The organism is Aquirufa echingensis (assembly GCF_042714525.1).
GTDB classification, from domain to species: domain Bacteria; phylum Bacteroidota; class Bacteroidia; order Cytophagales; family Spirosomataceae; genus Aquirufa; species Aquirufa echingensis.
Genome location: NZ_JBBKYA010000004.1, coordinates 248,231 through 266,642 on the forward strand (window position 1 = coordinate 248,231; position 18,412 = coordinate 266,642).

General features: G+C 41.6%; 9 protein-coding genes. 8 read left to right on the top strand and 1 reads right to left on the bottom strand.

Annotation, left to right across the window (positions count from 1 at the left end; genetic code table 11):
• Positions 1 to 6: 6 nt before the first annotated feature.
• Positions 7 to 1,266, bottom strand: a complete 1,260-nt coding sequence (locus SKC38_RS09085; protein ID WP_377976823.1) for a serine hydrolase domain-containing protein — start codon at positions 1,264 to 1,266, stop codon at positions 7 to 9.
• A 98-nt stretch (positions 1,267 to 1,364) separates the two neighbouring features.
• Between SKC38_RS09085 and yidD the strand changes: the two genes are divergently transcribed.
• From yidD to SKC38_RS09125, 8 genes are all read left to right on the top strand, one after another.
• A complete protein-coding gene (gene yidD / locus SKC38_RS09090) occupies positions 1,365 to 1,574 on the top strand; it encodes a membrane protein insertion efficiency factor YidD (protein ID WP_377976824.1) in 210 nt (69 codons plus the stop codon).
• Positions 1,575 to 2,025: 451 nt separating this feature from the next.
• Positions 2,026 to 5,025 (top strand): SusC/RagA family TonB-linked outer membrane protein, encoded by a 3,000-nt coding sequence (locus SKC38_RS09095; protein ID WP_377976825.1) that lies wholly within the window; start codon positions 2,026 to 2,028, stop codon positions 5,023 to 5,025.
• A 56-nt stretch (positions 5,026 to 5,081) separates the two neighbouring features.
• Positions 5,082 to 6,551 (top strand): RagB/SusD family nutrient uptake outer membrane protein, encoded by a 1,470-nt coding sequence (locus tag SKC38_RS09100; RefSeq protein ID WP_377976826.1) that lies wholly within the window; start codon positions 5,082 to 5,084, stop codon positions 6,549 to 6,551.
• Between the two features lie 102 nt (positions 6,552 to 6,653).
• Positions 6,654 to 9,953: a VCBS repeat-containing protein gene (locus tag SKC38_RS09105; protein WP_377976827.1), complete on the top strand. Its 3,300-nt coding sequence runs from the start codon at positions 6,654 to 6,656 to the stop codon at positions 9,951 to 9,953.
• Between the two features lie 10 nt (positions 9,954 to 9,963).
• On the top strand, positions 9,964 to 13,257 hold the full coding sequence (locus SKC38_RS09110; RefSeq protein ID WP_377976828.1) for a VCBS repeat-containing protein: 3,294 nt from the start codon (positions 9,964 to 9,966) through the stop codon (positions 13,255 to 13,257).
• Positions 13,257 to 14,735 (top strand): FG-GAP-like repeat-containing protein, encoded by a 1,479-nt coding sequence (locus SKC38_RS09115; RefSeq protein WP_377976829.1) that lies wholly within the window; start codon positions 13,257 to 13,259, stop codon positions 14,733 to 14,735. The genes SKC38_RS09110 and SKC38_RS09115 overlap by 1 nt, the downstream gene beginning before the upstream one ends.
• Positions 14,732 to 17,236: a TonB-dependent receptor gene (locus SKC38_RS09120; RefSeq protein ID WP_377976830.1), complete on the top strand. Its 2,505-nt coding sequence runs from the start codon at positions 14,732 to 14,734 to the stop codon at positions 17,234 to 17,236. The genes SKC38_RS09115 and SKC38_RS09120 overlap by 4 nt, the downstream gene beginning before the upstream one ends.
• Positions 17,236 to 18,294, top strand: coding sequence for a DUF4249 domain-containing protein (locus tag SKC38_RS09125; protein WP_377976831.1), 1,059 nt, complete (start codon positions 17,236 to 17,238; stop codon positions 18,292 to 18,294). Before SKC38_RS09120 ends, SKC38_RS09125 begins: the two co-directional genes overlap by 1 nt.
• The last annotated feature ends 118 nt before the right edge of the window (positions 18,295 to 18,412 follow it).

The window sequence follows — 18,412 nt, forward strand, 5'->3', positions numbered from 1 at the left end:
TTTTGTTTAGTTGCCTCCTAAGACAAATTCAGTTGGTAAAGGTTCTCCCTTCATGAACAAGTTCGACTTTTCAGGATATAAAATTGATTGAACAATATTCACGCGCCCTAAAGCATGGTTTGCCATATTTCCTAAAATGATAATGGCCGAATTGTCTTTTGGGTTATGCAGGTAATAGTTTTTGAATCCGTGCCACCAGCCTGTATGGTAGGTAAGCCATTCGCCATTATCGAGTTGGGCGAGTCGCCAGCCGAAGCCATAGTTTTTAGCTAATACTTTCGGGGTGGTGTGTTGGGGCGTGAACGCTTCTTCAAGAGTAGCAAATTTCACTAACTTCTCTTCATTCAATGCGACGTCCCAATGGTAAAGGTCTTCTACGGTTGAATATATGCCTTTATCGCCAGTTACGCCATCCAAGTGGTTGAATTCAGAAACAACAGGTCCTCCGCGACGAGGGACATACCCTGTTGCAGCGGTTCTTAGCATTTCAGGATGCATGGGGTCATAAATGAAAGATTCCGACATGCCTGCGGGTTCGAAGAGATTCTTTTTGGCATATTCTCTGAAATTCATGCCGCTAAGCTTTTCGACAATGTAAGCCAATAACATATAGTTGGTATTGTTGTAGCTGAATTTAGCATTAGGACGGTAGTCGATATGCGGCTTCAGGCGAATCATCATTTCTACGACCTTTTGATTCGTCAAAGGGATTTTCTTGTCATAAACCTTGTCCATGTTGTAGGCGTAGTCCGACAAGCCTGAGCGGTGCGTCAATAAGCTGCGGATGGTTAAGCTAGAATCGTAAGGAAAACCAGGGATATGTTTGTAGATCGCATCATCGTAATTCAATAAACCCTTTTCATGTAATTGCATGATGGCAACGGCGGTGAACTGTTTGGAAACCGAGGCTAATTGAAAGTGGGTATGCGTATTAATATTGCTTTTGGTAAAGTAATTGGCATAGCCAAAACCTTTCTTGTAGATGATTTTTCCGAATTGGGCAACAAGCACGGCTCCATTGAATCCGGATTTTGCTTGCAGTTTGGAGAAGAAGGTGTCGAGCTTGATTGATTTTTGTTTGGCAATTTCAGGGTTGAACAAATTAGCCAGGCTATCATTGCGTTTTTCAATGTTTGTTTTAACATGAAAAAAACTTTTCGTGGGATGCGAAGAGATTAATAATCCAATAAGTGTGCAAATGGTTAGTGCACCAATAATCTTAGGGCCTTTGGGTAATTTCAACATGTATTCGATCAAGCGGTTCATTTCAAAGCAATTTAATGCAATTCGTGTTTTTAATCAAGCGGGCATTCATCTTTATTTAGCTTGTTTGATTACTTTCGGACATTGAATTGGAAATCCCTATGAAATACATCTTCATTTTCTTAATACGTTTATACCAAGGTCTCATCTCTCCTTTTTTGCCAAATGCTTGTCGGTACCAGCCCACCTGCTCCGAATATGCCAAACAGGCATTCGTCAAATACGGATTTTTGAAGGGATTTCGATTGGCCGTCAAACGAATTTCATCCTGCCATCCTTGGGGAGGAAGTGGCTATGATCCGTTGCCTTAATTTCGGGATACAGAATAGCACTGTCCAAAATATACAATTAATTGGATTATTCCGTTTTGGATTAATTTATCGAATGGTAATTCATTGCCGATAAATAATTTGATTTTTTTCAAAAAAAAATTCTATTGAAAAAATACAATCGCTTTTGGGCCATTTTGAACTACTTTGTATCGTAAATATATCGAACAGCATATATATAGGTATAAATTAGATTATTTCGAGAACCTGTACTACACTGTGCTACTTTTCAAGAATTTCTATATTATGTACAATTTACACAGGCATAATCCTTGATTCATTAATTAAAATCATTTTTTTATTCAATTTATTATTCTTTTTTTTGCCTTGGTTTTGAAATTAGCCATGGACTCTAAACGTTTACATAGCTGTTTTTGGCTGAAACAAAATCACAAAGAATCATTAATCATTTTTAACCCTTAATTTTTCACTTATGATTCATTCTTACAAAAGAGTGGGTCGCCTTGTGCGATCAAGTGTAAGTAACCTAGGCTTCAAACAAGCTTTTAGTGTTGCTGTTGCACTGTTAATTTCCTTGGGTGCTTTTGCTCAAGATGTGGTAACGGGAAAAGTAACTGACGCTGCTGATGGCTCAGGTATCCCAGGTGTTTCTGTAGCTGTTAAAGGTACTACTCGTGGTGCTCAGACAGATGCAAACGGTACTTATAAAGTTAATGCTGGGTCGAACGCGACTTTAGTATTCTCTTTTGTAGGTTATGCTTCTAAAGAAGTTGCAGTAGGTTCTAAATCTGTTGTTAACGTTTCTTTGGCTGCTGACAACAAATCTTTGGAAGAAGTTGTGGTTGTTGGTTACGGTACACAAAAGCGTAAAGAGATTTCAGGAACTGTAACTAGCTTAGGTTCTCGTGATTTCAACGCCGGTGTTGTAACAAACCCATTAGCTGCTGCTCAAGGTAAAGTTGCAGGTTTAGTTATCACACAGGCTTCTGGTGATCCAAATGCTCGTCCAACTGTTCGTTTACGTGGTACAGGTTCATTGAACGCAGGTTCTGAGCCATTATACGTAATTGACGGTGTAATTGGTGCTCCTATCGAAAACATTGCTCCAGAAGATATCTTATCAATGGACGTGTTACGTGATGCATCTTCAGCTGCAATCTACGGTTCTCGTGGAGCGAATGGTGTTATCTTGATCAACACGAAACGTGGTAAATCAGGTACTCCTTCAGTTGATTATTCAGCTTATGTTGGTTCTGAGTCTATCTCTCAACGTCCAGAATTGTTAAACGGTGCTGAATTCCGTGCTGCTGCTGCTAAATATGGTCAAAAATTTGATGACTTAGGAGCTAATACAGATTGGTTAGGTGTAATTACACAAACTGCGATGTCACAAAACCACAACGTGGGTGTGTCTGGTGGTTCTGAAAATGTATCTTACCGTGCATCTGTTGGTTACTTAGATCAAACAGGTACATTGAAAGGTTCTGGTAAAGATCGTTTAACAGGTCGTTTGAACTTAGATGCGAAAGCATTAGATGGTAAATTAGCGATGAAGGTTAACATGTCTGCTTCGCAAACAAACAACCAATTTACTGATAACCGTGCTGTAGGTTTCGCAATGAACATGCGTCCAACAGATCCAGTGTACAACGCGGATGGAACTTATTTCCAAATCCCAGGTACATTTGCCAACTTCAACCCATTGGCTACTATTGAAAGCAAATCAAACAAGCAACGTTTGCACGATTTCTTATTCAATGCTTCTGCTGGTTATACTATCTTAGATGGTTTGGTATTCAACGTATCAGGAACTTTGCGTACGCAAACGGCTGATGGTTCTTACTTCGCGAAATCTACTCCAGGTAACTTATTAGCTACAGTAGGTGGTAACGCTGCTAACCGTCAATTGAACTCAATTACGGATAAGCAATTAGAAACTACATTAAACTACTCTAAGAAGTTGAATGATGTTTCTACATTGAACGTTTTGGCTGGTTATACATACCAAGATGTTGTTGCTGATGGTTTCGGTGCAGGAAATAACAATTTCTTGACTGATGCTTTCGAAGCGAACAACTTAGGTTCAGGTTTAGGTATTCGTACAAATCCAAACTTATTGTTCTCTTACAAGAATGAATACAAATTGGTTTCATTCTTAGCACGTGCTCAATATTCATTATTGAACAAATATTTCGCAACAGTTAACGTTCGTCGTGACGGTTCTACGAAATTCGGTGATAACAACAAGTGGGGTGTGTTCCCTTCAGTTTCAGTGGGTTGGGCATTATCTGAAGAAGCTTTCTTGAAAGGTAATTCAACAATCGACAACTTGAAATTGCGTGTTAGCTGGGGACAAACTGGTAACTCGGAAGGTATCCGTCCGTTGTTATCTAAATCGTTCTACGGAGCTTCAGGTTCTTACTTTGATGGTGCTGCAAACGATTTCTTGCCAGCATACTCAATCCAATCTAACCCGAACCCTAACTTGAAATGGGAGATTAACGAAAACTACGGTGGTGGTATCGACTTCTCATTATTCAAAGGTAAATTGACTGGTAACTTGGATGTTTACACGCGTACAACAAAAGATTTGTTATACACAGTAAACGTACCACAGGAGAAAGGTTATGTATACTCAAGCATGTTGGCTAACATCGGATCGATGAAAAACCAAGGGGTTGAGTTATCATTAACTTACCAAATCTTGGAAAACAAAGATTGGAACATCGCTACTACGTTAGCTGCTTCATTCAACAAAAACGAAATCGTTTCATTGAAAAATGATTCATTCGCAGCTCCAGACCAAGTATTCTTGTCTACTTCTTTAGGTTCATTCATCCGTGGTACATCTGCTGTTAACTTCTCAGTATTACAAGCAGGTCACCCAGTAGGTGAATTCTATGGTGCTAAAATCGCTTCTATCTCAAATGGAAAATATGTATTCCAAGATTTGAATGGTGATGGTACTGTTGATCCTAACGCTGCTGACCGTACGTATATTGGTAATCCAAACCCAACTTTCGTTGGTGGTTTGACTACAAACATCCGTTACAAAGCATTTGACTTGCAATTCCAATTGACAAGCCAATTAGGCGCTAAGATTGTTAACACAAACAACTTGTTGTTAGGTCGTCAAGATGGTCGTTTAGCTGAATCTGGTGCATTGAAATCTGCTTTGACTTCAATCATTAATGATGAGCGTACAATCCCAATGGATTACTATGTTGAGTCAGGAGACTTCTTACGTATCAACAACGCATCGTTTGGTTATACATTGCCAGTTAAAGGCGTGTTCAAGCGTGCTCGTATCTACGTAGCAGGTAACAACTTAGCTGTATTTACAAAATACACTGGTGTTGATCCAGAGATTAGCCAAAACCTAGCAATTGGTTCAGCTGCTCCAGGTATTGACGTTCGTGAGACTTACTACAAAACTCGTGCGATTACTGCGGGTGTAAATCTTTCGTTCTAATCCAACAAAATCGTATTCAATTAGTTAGATAATCGAATAAATAAATTATTAATAAAATGAAAAAATATATCTATAAAGTACTTTCAGTAGGTGTTTTCGCTTCGTTAGCCCTATCGTCTTGTACAGATTTAACTGAGCCAGTTTATGATGCGATTCCAGCGGATCAATTCTTGAAAACGGACGCTCAGATTGCTGCGGCATTAGGACCTGCTTACGGTGGTCTTCGTGGTATCACATGGGATTGGTTTAATCCAAGTGAAGCATCTTCGGATGAATTGATCGTTCCTACACGTGGTGGTGACTGGTATGATGGTGGTGACTGGTTGGCTTATTCTCGCCACACTTGGACTCCACAACACGGTCCTATCAACGGAATGTGGGGATTCATCTTTGGTAACATCTCTCAGGTGAACCAATTGATCCCAGTGGTTAAAACAAACCAAAAAGCAGTAGATGAGTTACGTGCAGTACGTGCTTTCTATTACTTCATGGCAATTGACGCGTTTGGAAACGTCCCTATCGTAACAGATAATGCTTCTGTAGGTGGAACAAAAACTCGTGCTGAAGTTTATGCTTTCATTAAGTCTGAGTTAGAGTCAGCTATTCCTAACTTGGTAGCTGGTAAAGCTTATTCTCGTATGACGCAAGATGCTGCACGTATGTTGTTAGCTAAATTGAAGTTGAACGCTGCTGTTTATTCAGGTACTGCTGATTGGCAAGGTGCTTATGATGCTGCTAACGCAGTAATCAACTCGAAAAACGGTTGGTCTTTATCTTCTTCTACTGTATCTAACTTCATCGTTGCGAACGAAGGATCAGGAGAGAACATCTGGACTATTCCTTTCGATAGCTTCAAAGCAGGTGGTATGAACTTCCAAATGAGAACGTTACACTATGCTAACCAACAAACATATGGTTTGGGTAACTCTCCTTGGAACGGTTTCTGTACATTAGCGGATTTCTACAACTCATTCGAGGCGAAAGATTTACGTAATGCAATGTGGATCAAAGGTCAGCAATATGCTGCTTCTGGTGCTGAATTGAAAGATGCTAAAGGTGCTCCATTAGCGTTTATCGCTGACTTCAACAAGGATCAAATGACGGATGCAGATCCAGAATTCCAAGTTGCTGGTATCCGTTCTCAAAAATATGAGATCCAAAAGAACAACCCGAACGGGGATCAATCAAACGACTACGTAGTATTCCGTTTGGCTGATGCGATCATGATGCGTGCTGAAGCTGCTTTCCGTTTAGGAAAAACTGCTGAAGCTTTAGCTGACGTGAACACAATCCGTAAGCGTTCTGGAGTAGATCCATTGACTACTTTGACTGCAGCTGATATCTTAGCTGAGCGTGGTCGTGAGTTTGCTTGGGAAGGATGGAGACGTAATGATATGATTCGTTTCGGTACATTCTCTTTAGAGCGTAAGTTCATGAAGAAATTAGATAAGACTCGTGAGTTGTTCCCAATTCCACAACCACGTATCGATGCTAACCCATTGTTGAAACAAAACCCTGGGTATTAATTCGTACTGAATTTAGTAAAAAGGCAGAGCCATTGGTTCTGCCTTTTTATTTTATAAACAAGCCCTTTTTTGTATTTTTGCAGTCCAATATTTGAACCTTCCATGAAGCATTTTGTACTCCTTTGTAGCGCCGCATTTTTAACTTTTGCTTGTTCCACCAAAGAAGATACCCTCTTCGAAGAATTGCCTGCATCCGAAACAGGTATCGACTTTGTTAATCGGAGTTTAGAGAAAAAGGAATTCAATATTTTCAATTACCGTAATTTCTATAACGGTGGGGGTGTAGCGATTGGAGACGTAAATAATGATGGGCTATCTGATCTATTTGTAACCTCTAATTTTGAAGACAATAAACTCTACTTAAATAAAGGTGGAATGCATTTCGAAGACATTACGGTGAAGGCAGGGATTGTTGGTAAGAAATTCTGGTCTACCGGGGTAACTTTTGCGGATGTCAACGGGGATGGATTAATGGATATTTATGTGTGTAATTCAGGTTCTCGCGATGCACGTGGAAACCAATTATACATCAATCAAGGAATCAAGAGTGGCGTTCCTACTTACAAGGAAATAGCCAAAGAAGCCGGTTTAGAGGATGGCGGTCTTTCTACGCATGCCGCATTTTTTGATTATGATCGCGATGGGGATCTCGATATGTATTTGCTGAATAACAGCTTTACGCCCATCGATAAATTAGGATATACGAATCTGCGCGATGTGCGCGATAAATTAGGCGGCGACAAATTGTTCCGCAATGACAGTCAAGATAAGAACATCAGATTTACGGATGTTTCCGAAAAAGCAGGCATCTATGGCAGCTTAATCGGTTTTGGTTTAGGAATTACGATCGGGGATGTGAACAATGACAACTGGCCCGATATTTACATATCAAACGATTTCTACGAGCGTGATTATTTGTACATCAATCAACACGACGGAACGTTTAAAGAAGATTTAGAGAATCAAATGCCGCATATCTCCCTGAGCTCGATGGGAGCTGATATCGCGGATATCAACGACGACGGTAACCTCGATATTTTTGTAACCGACATGCTTCCGGGCGATGACCGTCGCTTAAAAACAACGTCTATTTTCGAAGGCTATAACTTAGTTGATTTGAAATTGAAACGCGGTTTTTGGCATCAATACATGCGCAATAACTTACAGTTAAACAATGGCGACGGAACGTTTAGTGAGGTAGGGCAATTGGCGGGGGTGCATGCCACCGACTGGTCTTGGGGTGCCTTGATTTTCGACATGGACAATGATGGCCAAAAGGACATTTTTGTCGCAAATGGTATCGCGAAAGATTTAACAGATCAAGACTTTGTAGATTTCTTAGGCGATCGTAATACGATGCAACAGATGTTGAACGGGAAGAAGTTCGACTACAAAGAATTTACGGATAAGATTTCTTCGGTTCCTATTCCCAACTACGCATATAAAAATGAAGGGAATTTGAAGTTCGCAAATCAAGCGAAGGCTTGGGGATTAGAGGGCCCTGGTTTCTCGAATGGTTCAGCGTATGGGGACTTGGACAATGACGGAGACTTGGATTTAGTCGTGAATAATGTCAATGCGCCACTTTCTGTCTTCAAAAACAAGACAAATGAGAAGTTGAAGAATCATTATCTAACTGTTCATTTGAAAGGAACCGGACGTAACTTGAATGGGATTGGGGCGAAGGTTACTTTATTCCAACAAGGTAAAATCAAGGTGTTACAGCAAATGCCAAACCGTGGTTTTCAATCCTCGAGTGACCATCAAATGGTTTTTGGTTTAGGTCAAAATGGTCAAATTGATTCTTTGCAAATCATTTGGCCAGATGATAAAATGCAAACCTTGAAGTCTGTGAAGTCAGATCAGGTATTGACATTGGATTATGCACAAGCGACGCAGCAATTCAAATTTACTCCTTTTGTCGCGAAGCAATTATTCGCAGATGTTACGGCGACTAAATTGAATTATACGCATCAAGAAAGTCTATTCAATGATTGGGATCGCGATGTATTATTGAAACAAAAACTATCTACCCAGGGGCCAGCTATGGCCGTTGGCGATGTGAATGGCGACGGCTTAGATGATTTATATTTAGGAGGTGCCGCTGGACAGAAAAAGCAATTATTCATTCAGCAGGCTTCAGGACAATTCAAGGAAAGTACACAAGCCGACTTTAGCTTAGATCAAACTACGGAAAATACGGATGCCCTTTTCTTTGATGCTGATGGCGACAAGGATTTGGATTTATTCGTTGTAACTGGAAGTAATGAATTTGATATCAATGCCCCTGAATTACATGATTTATTGTATTTGAATGACGGGAAAGGGAATTTCGAACGGGATTTACGCTTCCCAACTATCTTTGAAAATGGTTCTTGTGCTACGGCCGCCGACATGGATCATGATGGCGATTTAGACTTATTTGTGGGATCCCGTATGTTATCGACTAAATATGGCATGAGTCCAAGTAGTAACCTTTACATCAATGATGGAACAGGTGGTTTCAAAAACTATTCGAAACGTTTCATTCCGGAAATTGGCGAATTGGGCATGGTGACCGATGCGGAATGGGCCGATGTGAATAAAGATGGTTATGCCGATTTGGTTGTGGCGCAAGACTGGGGCGGAATCGTCGTATTTAAGAATGAACGTGGTCGGAAATTAGTGAAACAAGAAATGGTTCCTGGTTCAGAAGGCCTTTGGGGCTGTTTGAAACCCGCTGATATTGATGGCGACGGTGACATAGATTTTGTGGCTGGAAACTTTGGCCTAAATTCAAAAATCAAAGCTTCCGCTGAATTTCCAGCAACCTTATCGGTGAATGATTTTGATAAAAATGGAACGGTGGAACAAATCATTTCTTGCGTAACGGAAGATGGGAATACCTATCCAATGGTATTGAAAGGGGAATTACAACGTGCTACGCCTGCGATTAAACAGAAATTCATCAAGTATAAGGATTATGCAAATAAGACGGTGGAAGAATTGTATTCTGATGACCAACGAGATGGCATGTTATTACGCCAAATTACAACGACGGAATCCGCATTTTTAATCAACGATGGAAAAGGGAACTTCAGTCTACAAGCCTTGCCGTATGAAGCGCAATTCTCGCCAATCCGCGGTATAGAAGTTTCCGACTTTGACCATGATGGGAAAGTGGATATCCTATTAGCAGGTAATTTCTTTGATTCATTGCCTGAATGGGGACGTTTTGACGCCATGTATGGTTTGATGTTGAAGGGATTAGGTCACGGCAAATTTGTGGCGAAGCGTTCAAAAGACACCGGATTCCAAACCCGTGGCCAAGTACGCAAAATGGCTATCGTCAAATCCAAAGGAGGGAATTTTGTTGTCCTCGCTAAAAACAATGACAAAGCACAAGTGTTTCAAGTTAAATAATAAGTAGTTTATGAATAAGTATCTCGCATTTTTCATTTTATCCATTGGTTTTCTCGCATGTAAATCAGGTGATGACGTGCAATTATTTGAGAAATTACCTGCGTCGAAAACTCACATCGATTTTACCAATCAAATTAAAGAAACGCCCGATTTTAACATCCTCGATTACCTCTATTTCTATAATGGTGGAGGGGTAGCTTCCGGCGATATCAACAATGATGGGCTTGTAGATTTATTCTTCACATCCAATCAAGGTAAAAACAAATTGTACCTGAATAAGGGCAATATGGAGTTTGAAGACATCACAGAAAAGGCGGGTGTGGCAGGTTTCTCCGACTGGAAAACGGGTGTGACGATGGCGGATGTGAATGGTGATGGCTTGTTGGATATTTACGTTTGTGCCGTGAGTAATTTTAAAGGGATGGAGGGTTCCAACGAATTGTACATCAATAATGGAGATAATACCTTCACGGAGAAGGCCAATGAATATGGATTGGACTTTACGGGTTTCTCTACACAGGCAGCCTTTTTTGATTATGACAAGGATGGCGATTTGGATTGCTATTTGTTGAATCATGCGGTGCATAATACGCGTTCATACGATCGTGTGAATACTCGGATGCTGAAAGATAACGAAGCCGGCGATTATTTATACCGGAACGATGGAGGCAAATTCAAGGACATTTCTGCAGAATCAGGGATTTACCAAGCTGCCATGGGCTATGGATTAGGTATTTCAGTCGCGGATTTGAACAATGACGGTTGGCTCGACATCTATGTCAGCAATGACTTTCACGAGGACGATTATTACTACATCAACCAAAAAGACGGGACTTATAAAGAGGGTATCAAAGAGCACTTTAAGCATTTGAGCCGCTTCTCAATGGGGTCAGATATTGCGGATATCAATAACGATGGTTACCAAGACGTGATGACTTTGGATATGTATCCGGAGGATGAGAAGGTCGAGAAATCATCTGTTGGTGAAGATCCTTTGGATATCTACATGTATAAATTACAGTTTGGCTATTTCAACCAGTACAGTCGGAACTGCTTGCAATTAAATATGAGCGGCCAAAAGTTTGCTGACATAGCGGCTTCTTCTGGCGTTGCGGCCACGGATTGGAGCTGGAGTACCTTGATGGCGGATTACGATGGAGATGGCCTGAAAGATATATTTATTTCGAATGGGATCTTGCGCCGACCGAATGATTTGGACTATTTGAAATTCGTGATTGGGGATTCGTTGCATTATGGTTTGCCGACGTCTCATAAATTGGATCAGGAAGCAATTGATTTAATGCCAAGTGGTAAGGTGCATAATTACTTGTTTCAAGGTTCCAAAGATCTGCGTTTCAAGGATAAATCAAAGGTTTGGGGATTTGAAGAAGAAGGGATTTCAAATGGTAGCTCCTATGCGGATTTGGATAATGATGGCGACTTGGATTTGATTTCAAATAACCTAAACGAACCTGCAGGAATCTATGAAAATCATTCACGTGAATTGCTGAAGAACAATTTCGTGAAAGTGAAATTCAAGGGCGAAGGCATGAATACCTTCGGAATCGGGGCAAAGGTGATTTTGAAGACGAAGGAAGGCCAACAATTACAGCAAATGATGCCGACGCGTGGGTTTATGAGCTCGGTGGAGCCAACTTTGCTTTTCGGTATTGGCCAATTTAGCGATGTGGATTCTTTGATTGTCATTTGGGAGAATGAGAAAATGCAGATCATTAAGCATCCGAAGATCAATGAATTGTTGACGCTTGATCAGAAAAATGCGCAAATGCTAGTGAAGGATTTCAAATTCTTTACACAAGCCAACCCTCTTTTCGAGGAAGTGACCAACACCTATAATATTCCTTATTTGCATCAAGAAAACACCTATTTCGACTTCAATCGCGAACTTTTAGTTCCGTTTAAAGTATCCATCGAAGGGCCTAAAATGGCCGTGGGGGATGTAAATGGAGATGGTTTAGAAGACTTTTACGTAGGAGGTGCAAAATACCAAGCGGGGCAATTGTACCTGCAAAAGTCAAATGGCTTTGCTTTCTCTCCACAGCAATCTTTTAAAGCTGATAGTTTATATGAGGATGTAGATGCCTTGTTCTTTGATGCGGATGGCGATAAGGATTTGGATTTATATGTGGTGTCTGGTGGGAATGAGTTTTTTGATAAAATGCCGGAGCAATTTGACCGACTTTATAAAAACGACGGGAAAGGTAATTTTACGCGTGATGCCAAAGCATTGCCAGCGATGTATGACAATAAATCGGTTGTTCGCCCTTGCGATTTTGATCGTGATGGAGATATCGATTTGTTTGTAGGTGGTCGTGTGGTAGGCTATCATTATGGCTATTCGCCGAAATCTTATTTATTGGTCAATAATGGTCGTGGACAATTTGTAGATCGCACACAGGCGTTAGCGCCTGATCTTCGTGAAGCGGGGATGTTGACTGAAGCGATTTGGGCGGATTTTGACCGAGATGGTGATCAAGATTTAACAGTCGTAGGGGATTGGATGCCGATTAAATCTTTCGAAAACCGTGGGGGTAAATTAAGTCTTATTGAAAATGGCTTAGAAGAATTTACTGGTTTCTGGGGTGGTTTAACTGCTGGCGATTTTGATAAGGATGGCGACATGGATTTTGTCGTAGGTAACTTGGGTACAAACACCAAATTGCGGAAGCAGGTGGATGGGAAATTGCGCATGCTGATCAAGGATATTGATAAGAATGACACGGAAGAACACATAATTTCTTACAACCGAGGGGATGATTGGTATCCTATCAATAGCAAAGATGAAATGGGGAAACAAATTCCAAGTATCATCAGCAAGAAATACACGAAGTACAATGAGTTTGCGGGCAATACAATTGAAGAATTGTTTGGTGATAATGAATTGAAAGGTGCAACGGAACGCATGGTGAATACATTCGAGTCGGTGTATGTAGAAAACAAAGGTAAAGGGAAATTCGAATTACATTTCTTGCCGGCATTAGCACAAGTATCAAAAGTGATGGTCTTGCGTACCGAGGATGTAGACAAAGACGGAAATTTGGATGTGCTTTTAGGGGGTAATTTCAATGGAGCCTCTATGTATCAAGCTCGTTATGATGCCTTCTTTGGTCTAATTCTGAAAGGAAATGGCAAGGGTGGATTTAGTCCGATGATTCCAACGGAAACAGGTTTCTTGCAAGATGGGGATGTTCGCGATATTAAGATTGTGCATACGCCAAAAGGGCCTTTATATTTCGTGACACGCAACTCCGCAGCGATTCAAATCTTTAAAAAGCTGAATTAATGCGGAGGCTATTCGGATTGCTGCTATTTCTGAGTATTGCTTTTGCATCCTGTAAGCGGGATGTTAAGGAAGGGGAGCAATTGGCCAAACAATACTGTGAGTCTTGTCACATGTTACCTAGTCCGGCTTTGTTGCCACAAAATGTTTGGAAATATTCAACGCTCCCTTACATGGGAATTATGTTGGGCGTTTCGCATGAGATCGACCAATTGGAAAAACCGCTTTCCGATTATGCCATCATGCGGCCGGCTTCGCAAATGATTCCGGACGATGATTGGGAGAAAATCAAGGATTATTACTTGACCGAGGCCCCGAAGGAATTAGCGGCGGTAGATTATCCCGCATTGCCGGAGGAAAATGAATTATTCGCCATTGAAGATTTAGCTGTTTCCAAAGCGAATGCAACGATTCCAAATTTTACTGCAGTTCGGATCGACCCTGTTAAACATCAGATCATTGCGGGGGATCAATCCAATCGGGTTATCTGGGTATTGGATGCTGCGGGAAAACCGAAGCAGCAATTAGAAAATCAAGATGCGTTGACTTACATTGAAGCATGGAAGGGACAATACCTTTTTACCTTTATTGGGACAACGACACAGGCGAATCCAGATGTGAATGGTTCGATTAAAACTTATGCTTCAGGTGCACCAAGTACGCTGATTAAAAGCCTGAATCGCCCGATTGAATTGAAGGCGAGGGATTTAGATGGTGATGGTCAAGATGAATTAATCAGTAGTGAGTTTGGATTCATGCAAGGCGGCATGTCGGTTTGGAAGAAAAATGGAACGAGCTGGACTAAGAAAGTTTTAAATCCGCAGACCGGCGCAACCCATGTGGATGTGCGGGATTTTAATGGGGATGGCCAACTGGATATCGTGGCTTTATTTGCGCAAGGTGATGAGCGAATTATGCTTTATACGAATAAAGGAGGCTTGAATTTTGAAGAAACACGCCTCTTGCGTTTTCCTTCCATTTACGGAACGAGTTCCTTTGATATGGGTGATGTGGATGGCGATGGCGATTTGGATATCGTTTGTACGGCAGGCGATAATGCCGATTTCTCTACGATTTTAAAGCCTTATCACGGAGTTTATGTCTATACGAATCAAGGCAAGATGACGTTCAAGCAACATGCATTTTATCCCCAAAATGGTGCCACCAAGGTGATGTTGGCGGATTTAGATCAGGATGGTGATCAAGATATGTTATCGATTGCTTTATTCCCCGACGTGTCCAAACGTCCCGCGGAAGGATTGATTTATTTTAATAATTCAGGTAATGGCTTCAATCAAATGACCATTCCTGTGAACCATTTGGGACGCTGGTCGGTGATGGACATTGCTGATATTGAGGGAGATGGTGATTTAGATGTGGTGTTAGGTAGTCATGCCGTGGCGAAGTTCCCTGCTGGCGGATTTGATCCAGCCTGGAAGACCGCAAAAGGAATTTTAATTTTACGAAACAAAAAACGATGAGGCAGTTATTGCTTATGTGTTGCTTGCTCTTGTCCTTTGCTTCGCTAGGCCAAAAACGAGGCTATTTTATTTTTTCAGGAACGATTCAGGATCTAGAAACGAAGGCTCCCATCGAAGGCGCATCTGTCTTATTTTCGGGTTTGTCGATCGGGGCACGTACGGATTCTACTGGTCATTTTTCAGTGACTTTACCGGCTCGTTCTTATCAAATGGTTTTTCGGAGTCTAGGCTATAAGTTTAAAACGGGCCGCATCGACTTAAAGGAGAATGCGAGCATGACGGTACTTCTTGAGAAATCTGAACAGATTTTGGATGAGGTTGTTATCTCGGCAGAGAAGTCGGATGCCAATGTCAATCGGACCATTATGGGGGTTGAAAAGATGTCGAGCAAGACGCTGAAAAAGCTGCCCAATTTGATGGGGGAGGCCGATGTCATTCGTAGTATTATGTTGTTGCCGGGTGTGTCCACGGTAGGGGAAGGTGCCTCTGGTTTTAATGTGCGGGGCGGAAATGTGGATCAAAACCTAGTCTTATTGGATGGAGTCCCCTTATTTAATACCTCCCATTTATTTGGATTTTTTACGGGCTTTAATGCCGACATGGTCCAAGACTTGAGTTTGTATAAAGGTGGAATTCCCAGTATGTATGGTGGCAGAGCATCCTCCGTATTGGATGTTCGCGTGAAAGAAGGGAATTTTGAAAAATGGTCTATTCAGGGTGGCGTGGGGCCTTTGTCGAGCCGACTCTTATTCGATGGTCCTTTGGTTAAAGGAAAAACATCGTTGATTTTAGGGGCTCGTGGTTCGATGTCCGATTTCTATTTGGGTTATTTTCCGAATCCCGCGCTACAAAAAAGTAAAGCGGATTTCTATGATGTCAATTTCAAGTTGACGCATAAATTGAGCGAAAACCAACGGATTTCTGTGTCGGGCTATGTCAGTCACGATGGCTTCAAATTTGCATCAGATACCTTGTATTCTTGGCAGACGAAGACCTTGAATTTTCAACATCATGCCTTGTGGCGAAATTGGTCACATCATTTCACCGCTTTTGTGAGTGATTATTCCTATGGCATTGATGGCTTAAAATCAGGCTATGAATTCGCGTGGAAACCTTCTATTACGCAAAAATCAATCCGCGAAGACTTGAGTTTGGATTTGAAAACGCGTGGTCGTTTGGACTTGGGTGTTGAGTTTAATTCCTATCGGAATGATGCGGGAACGTTTAAGCCGAGTACAGAAAATTCAGTCGTGAATACATTCCCCATGCAAGCGGAAAATTCGCGCGAAATGTCGGTTTATGTGGGTCATAGTTTGCCGCTTGGGAAGCGTGTTAGTTTAGATTATGGCCTTCGCTACACCTATTATCAGTTGGTGGGCGCCAAAACTTTCTATCAATACAAACCCGGTATTCCGCGCGCATTCAATACGATCATGGATACCTTGCAATATCAAGCGGGTGATGTGATTCAAGCCTATGGCGGTTTTGAACCTCGCTTGTCTTTGGCGGTGAAATTGGATACCAATACCTCGATAAAATTAGGCTTCAACCGTATGCAACAGTTCATGCATTTGTTGTCGAATACGATGGCCGTTTCTCCGGTGGACATTTGGAAGAATTCAAATCCTTATTTGCCGCAGCAGGTGGCGGATCAGTTTTCAATCGGTTTATTTAAGAATTTTACCAATGCGCAAAATGCCGTTTTTGAGGCATCAGCGGAATTGTATTACAAGCGTTTATCCAACGTCATAGATTACGTTGATGGGGCGGCGCTTTATTTGAACCCAACGGTGGAGACGCAATTATTGGTGGGTAAGGGTCGAGCCTATGGAGCTGAGTTTTTCTTGAAAAAGGCGCGGGGAACACGTTTGACTGGTTGGGTTTCTTATACCTATGCGCGTTCATTCCGTTTGATTGAAGCTAATGAAAATCAAATTGCCGCGAATTTTGGCAAAGAGTTTCCTGCGAATTTTGACATGCCACATAACTTCAAGTTTGTGCTGAATAATCGCTTAACAAAGCGAATTTCGTTTAATGCGAATTTTACTTATACCTCCGGCCGACCGATTACCTATCCGAACGCCCGTTACAAGGTATATGCTTACAATGATTTATATGATTTTGAATATGCATCGGGGATTTATCCGAGAGCTGGTTATTTGCCTACAACCTATCAGTACAATGGTTCAACCTTTACGTATCTAAGTGGGACGACGATTGCACCCGTTTTGGATGGCTATTCCTCGCCGAGTTTTACCTTGCGTAATGAAGAGCGAATTCCATTTTACATGCGTTTGGATGTAGGCTTTACGATTGAACCCAAAGAGGGAAAACGCTGGCAGGGTAGTTGGAATTTCTCCATCTACAATTTGCTGTCTCGCCAAAACGCCTATTCGATTTTCTTCCGTTCTTCTACGGGTTTGATTAATCAGGCACGTACCTATCAGCTTTCTGTTTTGGGAGCTGCGATTCCATCCATCACCTATAACTTCAAATTCTAATGAAAAGACTCTTACTATTTTCATGGATGCTGTTGTTGATGGCCTGTGAAACAGAAATTACGGATTTTAAGACGCAAAATTTAAGCAATGCGATTGTCGTTTATGGGGAGATGTCCAACATGGCAGGGCCCTATACCGTTCGCTTGAATTATACCTCAGGCTATTCGCCTTTTGATGTTAAGGAATTTCAGGGCCAAGTGATTCAAGGTGCGGATGTTCGCATTGTAGATGAAACGGGGGCTGCCATGACAATGAAGGAAACTTCCAAAGGTGTTTACCAAACCCCAGCTTCCTTTATTGGAGTTGTAGGGAAAAAATACCAGTTGAAGATCATGACCAAAGCCGGGCAGGACATTGCCTCAGCTTGGCAAACCTTGACTGCCCCTGTAGCGCCAGAGGGTTTGAATTCCCAATTTGTCACAGCGGAAAAGGTTGAAAATATGCGCTTTGATTTATCGGGCTATTTACCTGATCAGAAGCAAGTCGAAAATTATTATTTCATCAAACGCCAAGATTTCATTCAGTTCTTGACTACCTGTCCGGAGCCACCACCACCACCACAGCCTGTTCCTGCATGTGATTGTAAATGTTGGCAAGCTCCTCAAAATACCCAACCGATTTTATTGACGGATTTCTTAGTTGATGGTTCGAAAATAAAACTCCCCTTGGGGTCGGTTAATTTCCGGGATTTTACGGATTGGGTAGTGCAACTGGAAGTTTATTCGGTGGATCGGGCGACGCATACCTATTGGCAGCGGCAAGAAGACCAACGGACTTTAGGTGGAGGAATTTTTGATAAGGTTCCTGCACAGATCCTAGGGAACTTGACTTGCTTGAATAATCCTGACCAACAGGTTTTAGGGTATTTCATGGTAGCTGGAAAATCGAAAACGCGTCTTAAGGTTGATCGCTACAATGGCATTCCCTATGAGACGTATAATAAGTTGGTGAATTACGTAGAATTCAACAACATCCGCTACAAGAACTATCCTCTCTGGGATTGTCGGAAAGCCGCTTGGATTCCCTACAATGTGGGCTTGAATTTACCAGTTTACTGATCAAAAATCTCGTGTTCCTCCCTTACCTTTGGCAATCCTCCAAGGTTTGCCAAAGGTAGTTGGTCGAGACCCAATATAGTATGCTTGCATAATAGTTTTTTTCTCTGCAAATTTGCTT

What these genes read in the sequence shown, in the direction of transcription:
- SKC38_RS09085 (WP_377976823.1), bottom strand. Translation starts at nt 1,266, where the DNA reads ATGAACCGCTTGATCGAATACATGTTGAAATTACCCAAAGGCCCTAAG.
- yidD (WP_377976824.1), top strand. Translation starts at nt 1,365, where the DNA reads ATGAAATACATCTTCATTTTCTTAATACGTTTATACCAAGGTCTCATC.
- SKC38_RS09095 (WP_377976825.1), top strand. Translation starts at nt 2,026, where the DNA reads ATGATTCATTCTTACAAAAGAGTGGGTCGCCTTGTGCGATCAAGTGTA.
- SKC38_RS09100 (WP_377976826.1), top strand. Translation starts at nt 5,082, where the DNA reads ATGAAAAAATATATCTATAAAGTACTTTCAGTAGGTGTTTTCGCTTCG.
- SKC38_RS09105 (WP_377976827.1), top strand. Translation starts at nt 6,654, where the DNA reads ATGAAGCATTTTGTACTCCTTTGTAGCGCCGCATTTTTAACTTTTGCT.
- SKC38_RS09110 (WP_377976828.1), top strand. Translation starts at nt 9,964, where the DNA reads ATGAATAAGTATCTCGCATTTTTCATTTTATCCATTGGTTTTCTCGCA.
- SKC38_RS09115 (WP_377976829.1), top strand. Translation starts at nt 13,257, where the DNA reads ATGCGGAGGCTATTCGGATTGCTGCTATTTCTGAGTATTGCTTTTGCA.
- SKC38_RS09120 (WP_377976830.1), top strand. Translation starts at nt 14,732, where the DNA reads ATGAGGCAGTTATTGCTTATGTGTTGCTTGCTCTTGTCCTTTGCTTCG.
- SKC38_RS09125 (WP_377976831.1), top strand. Translation starts at nt 17,236, where the DNA reads ATGAAAAGACTCTTACTATTTTCATGGATGCTGTTGTTGATGGCCTGT.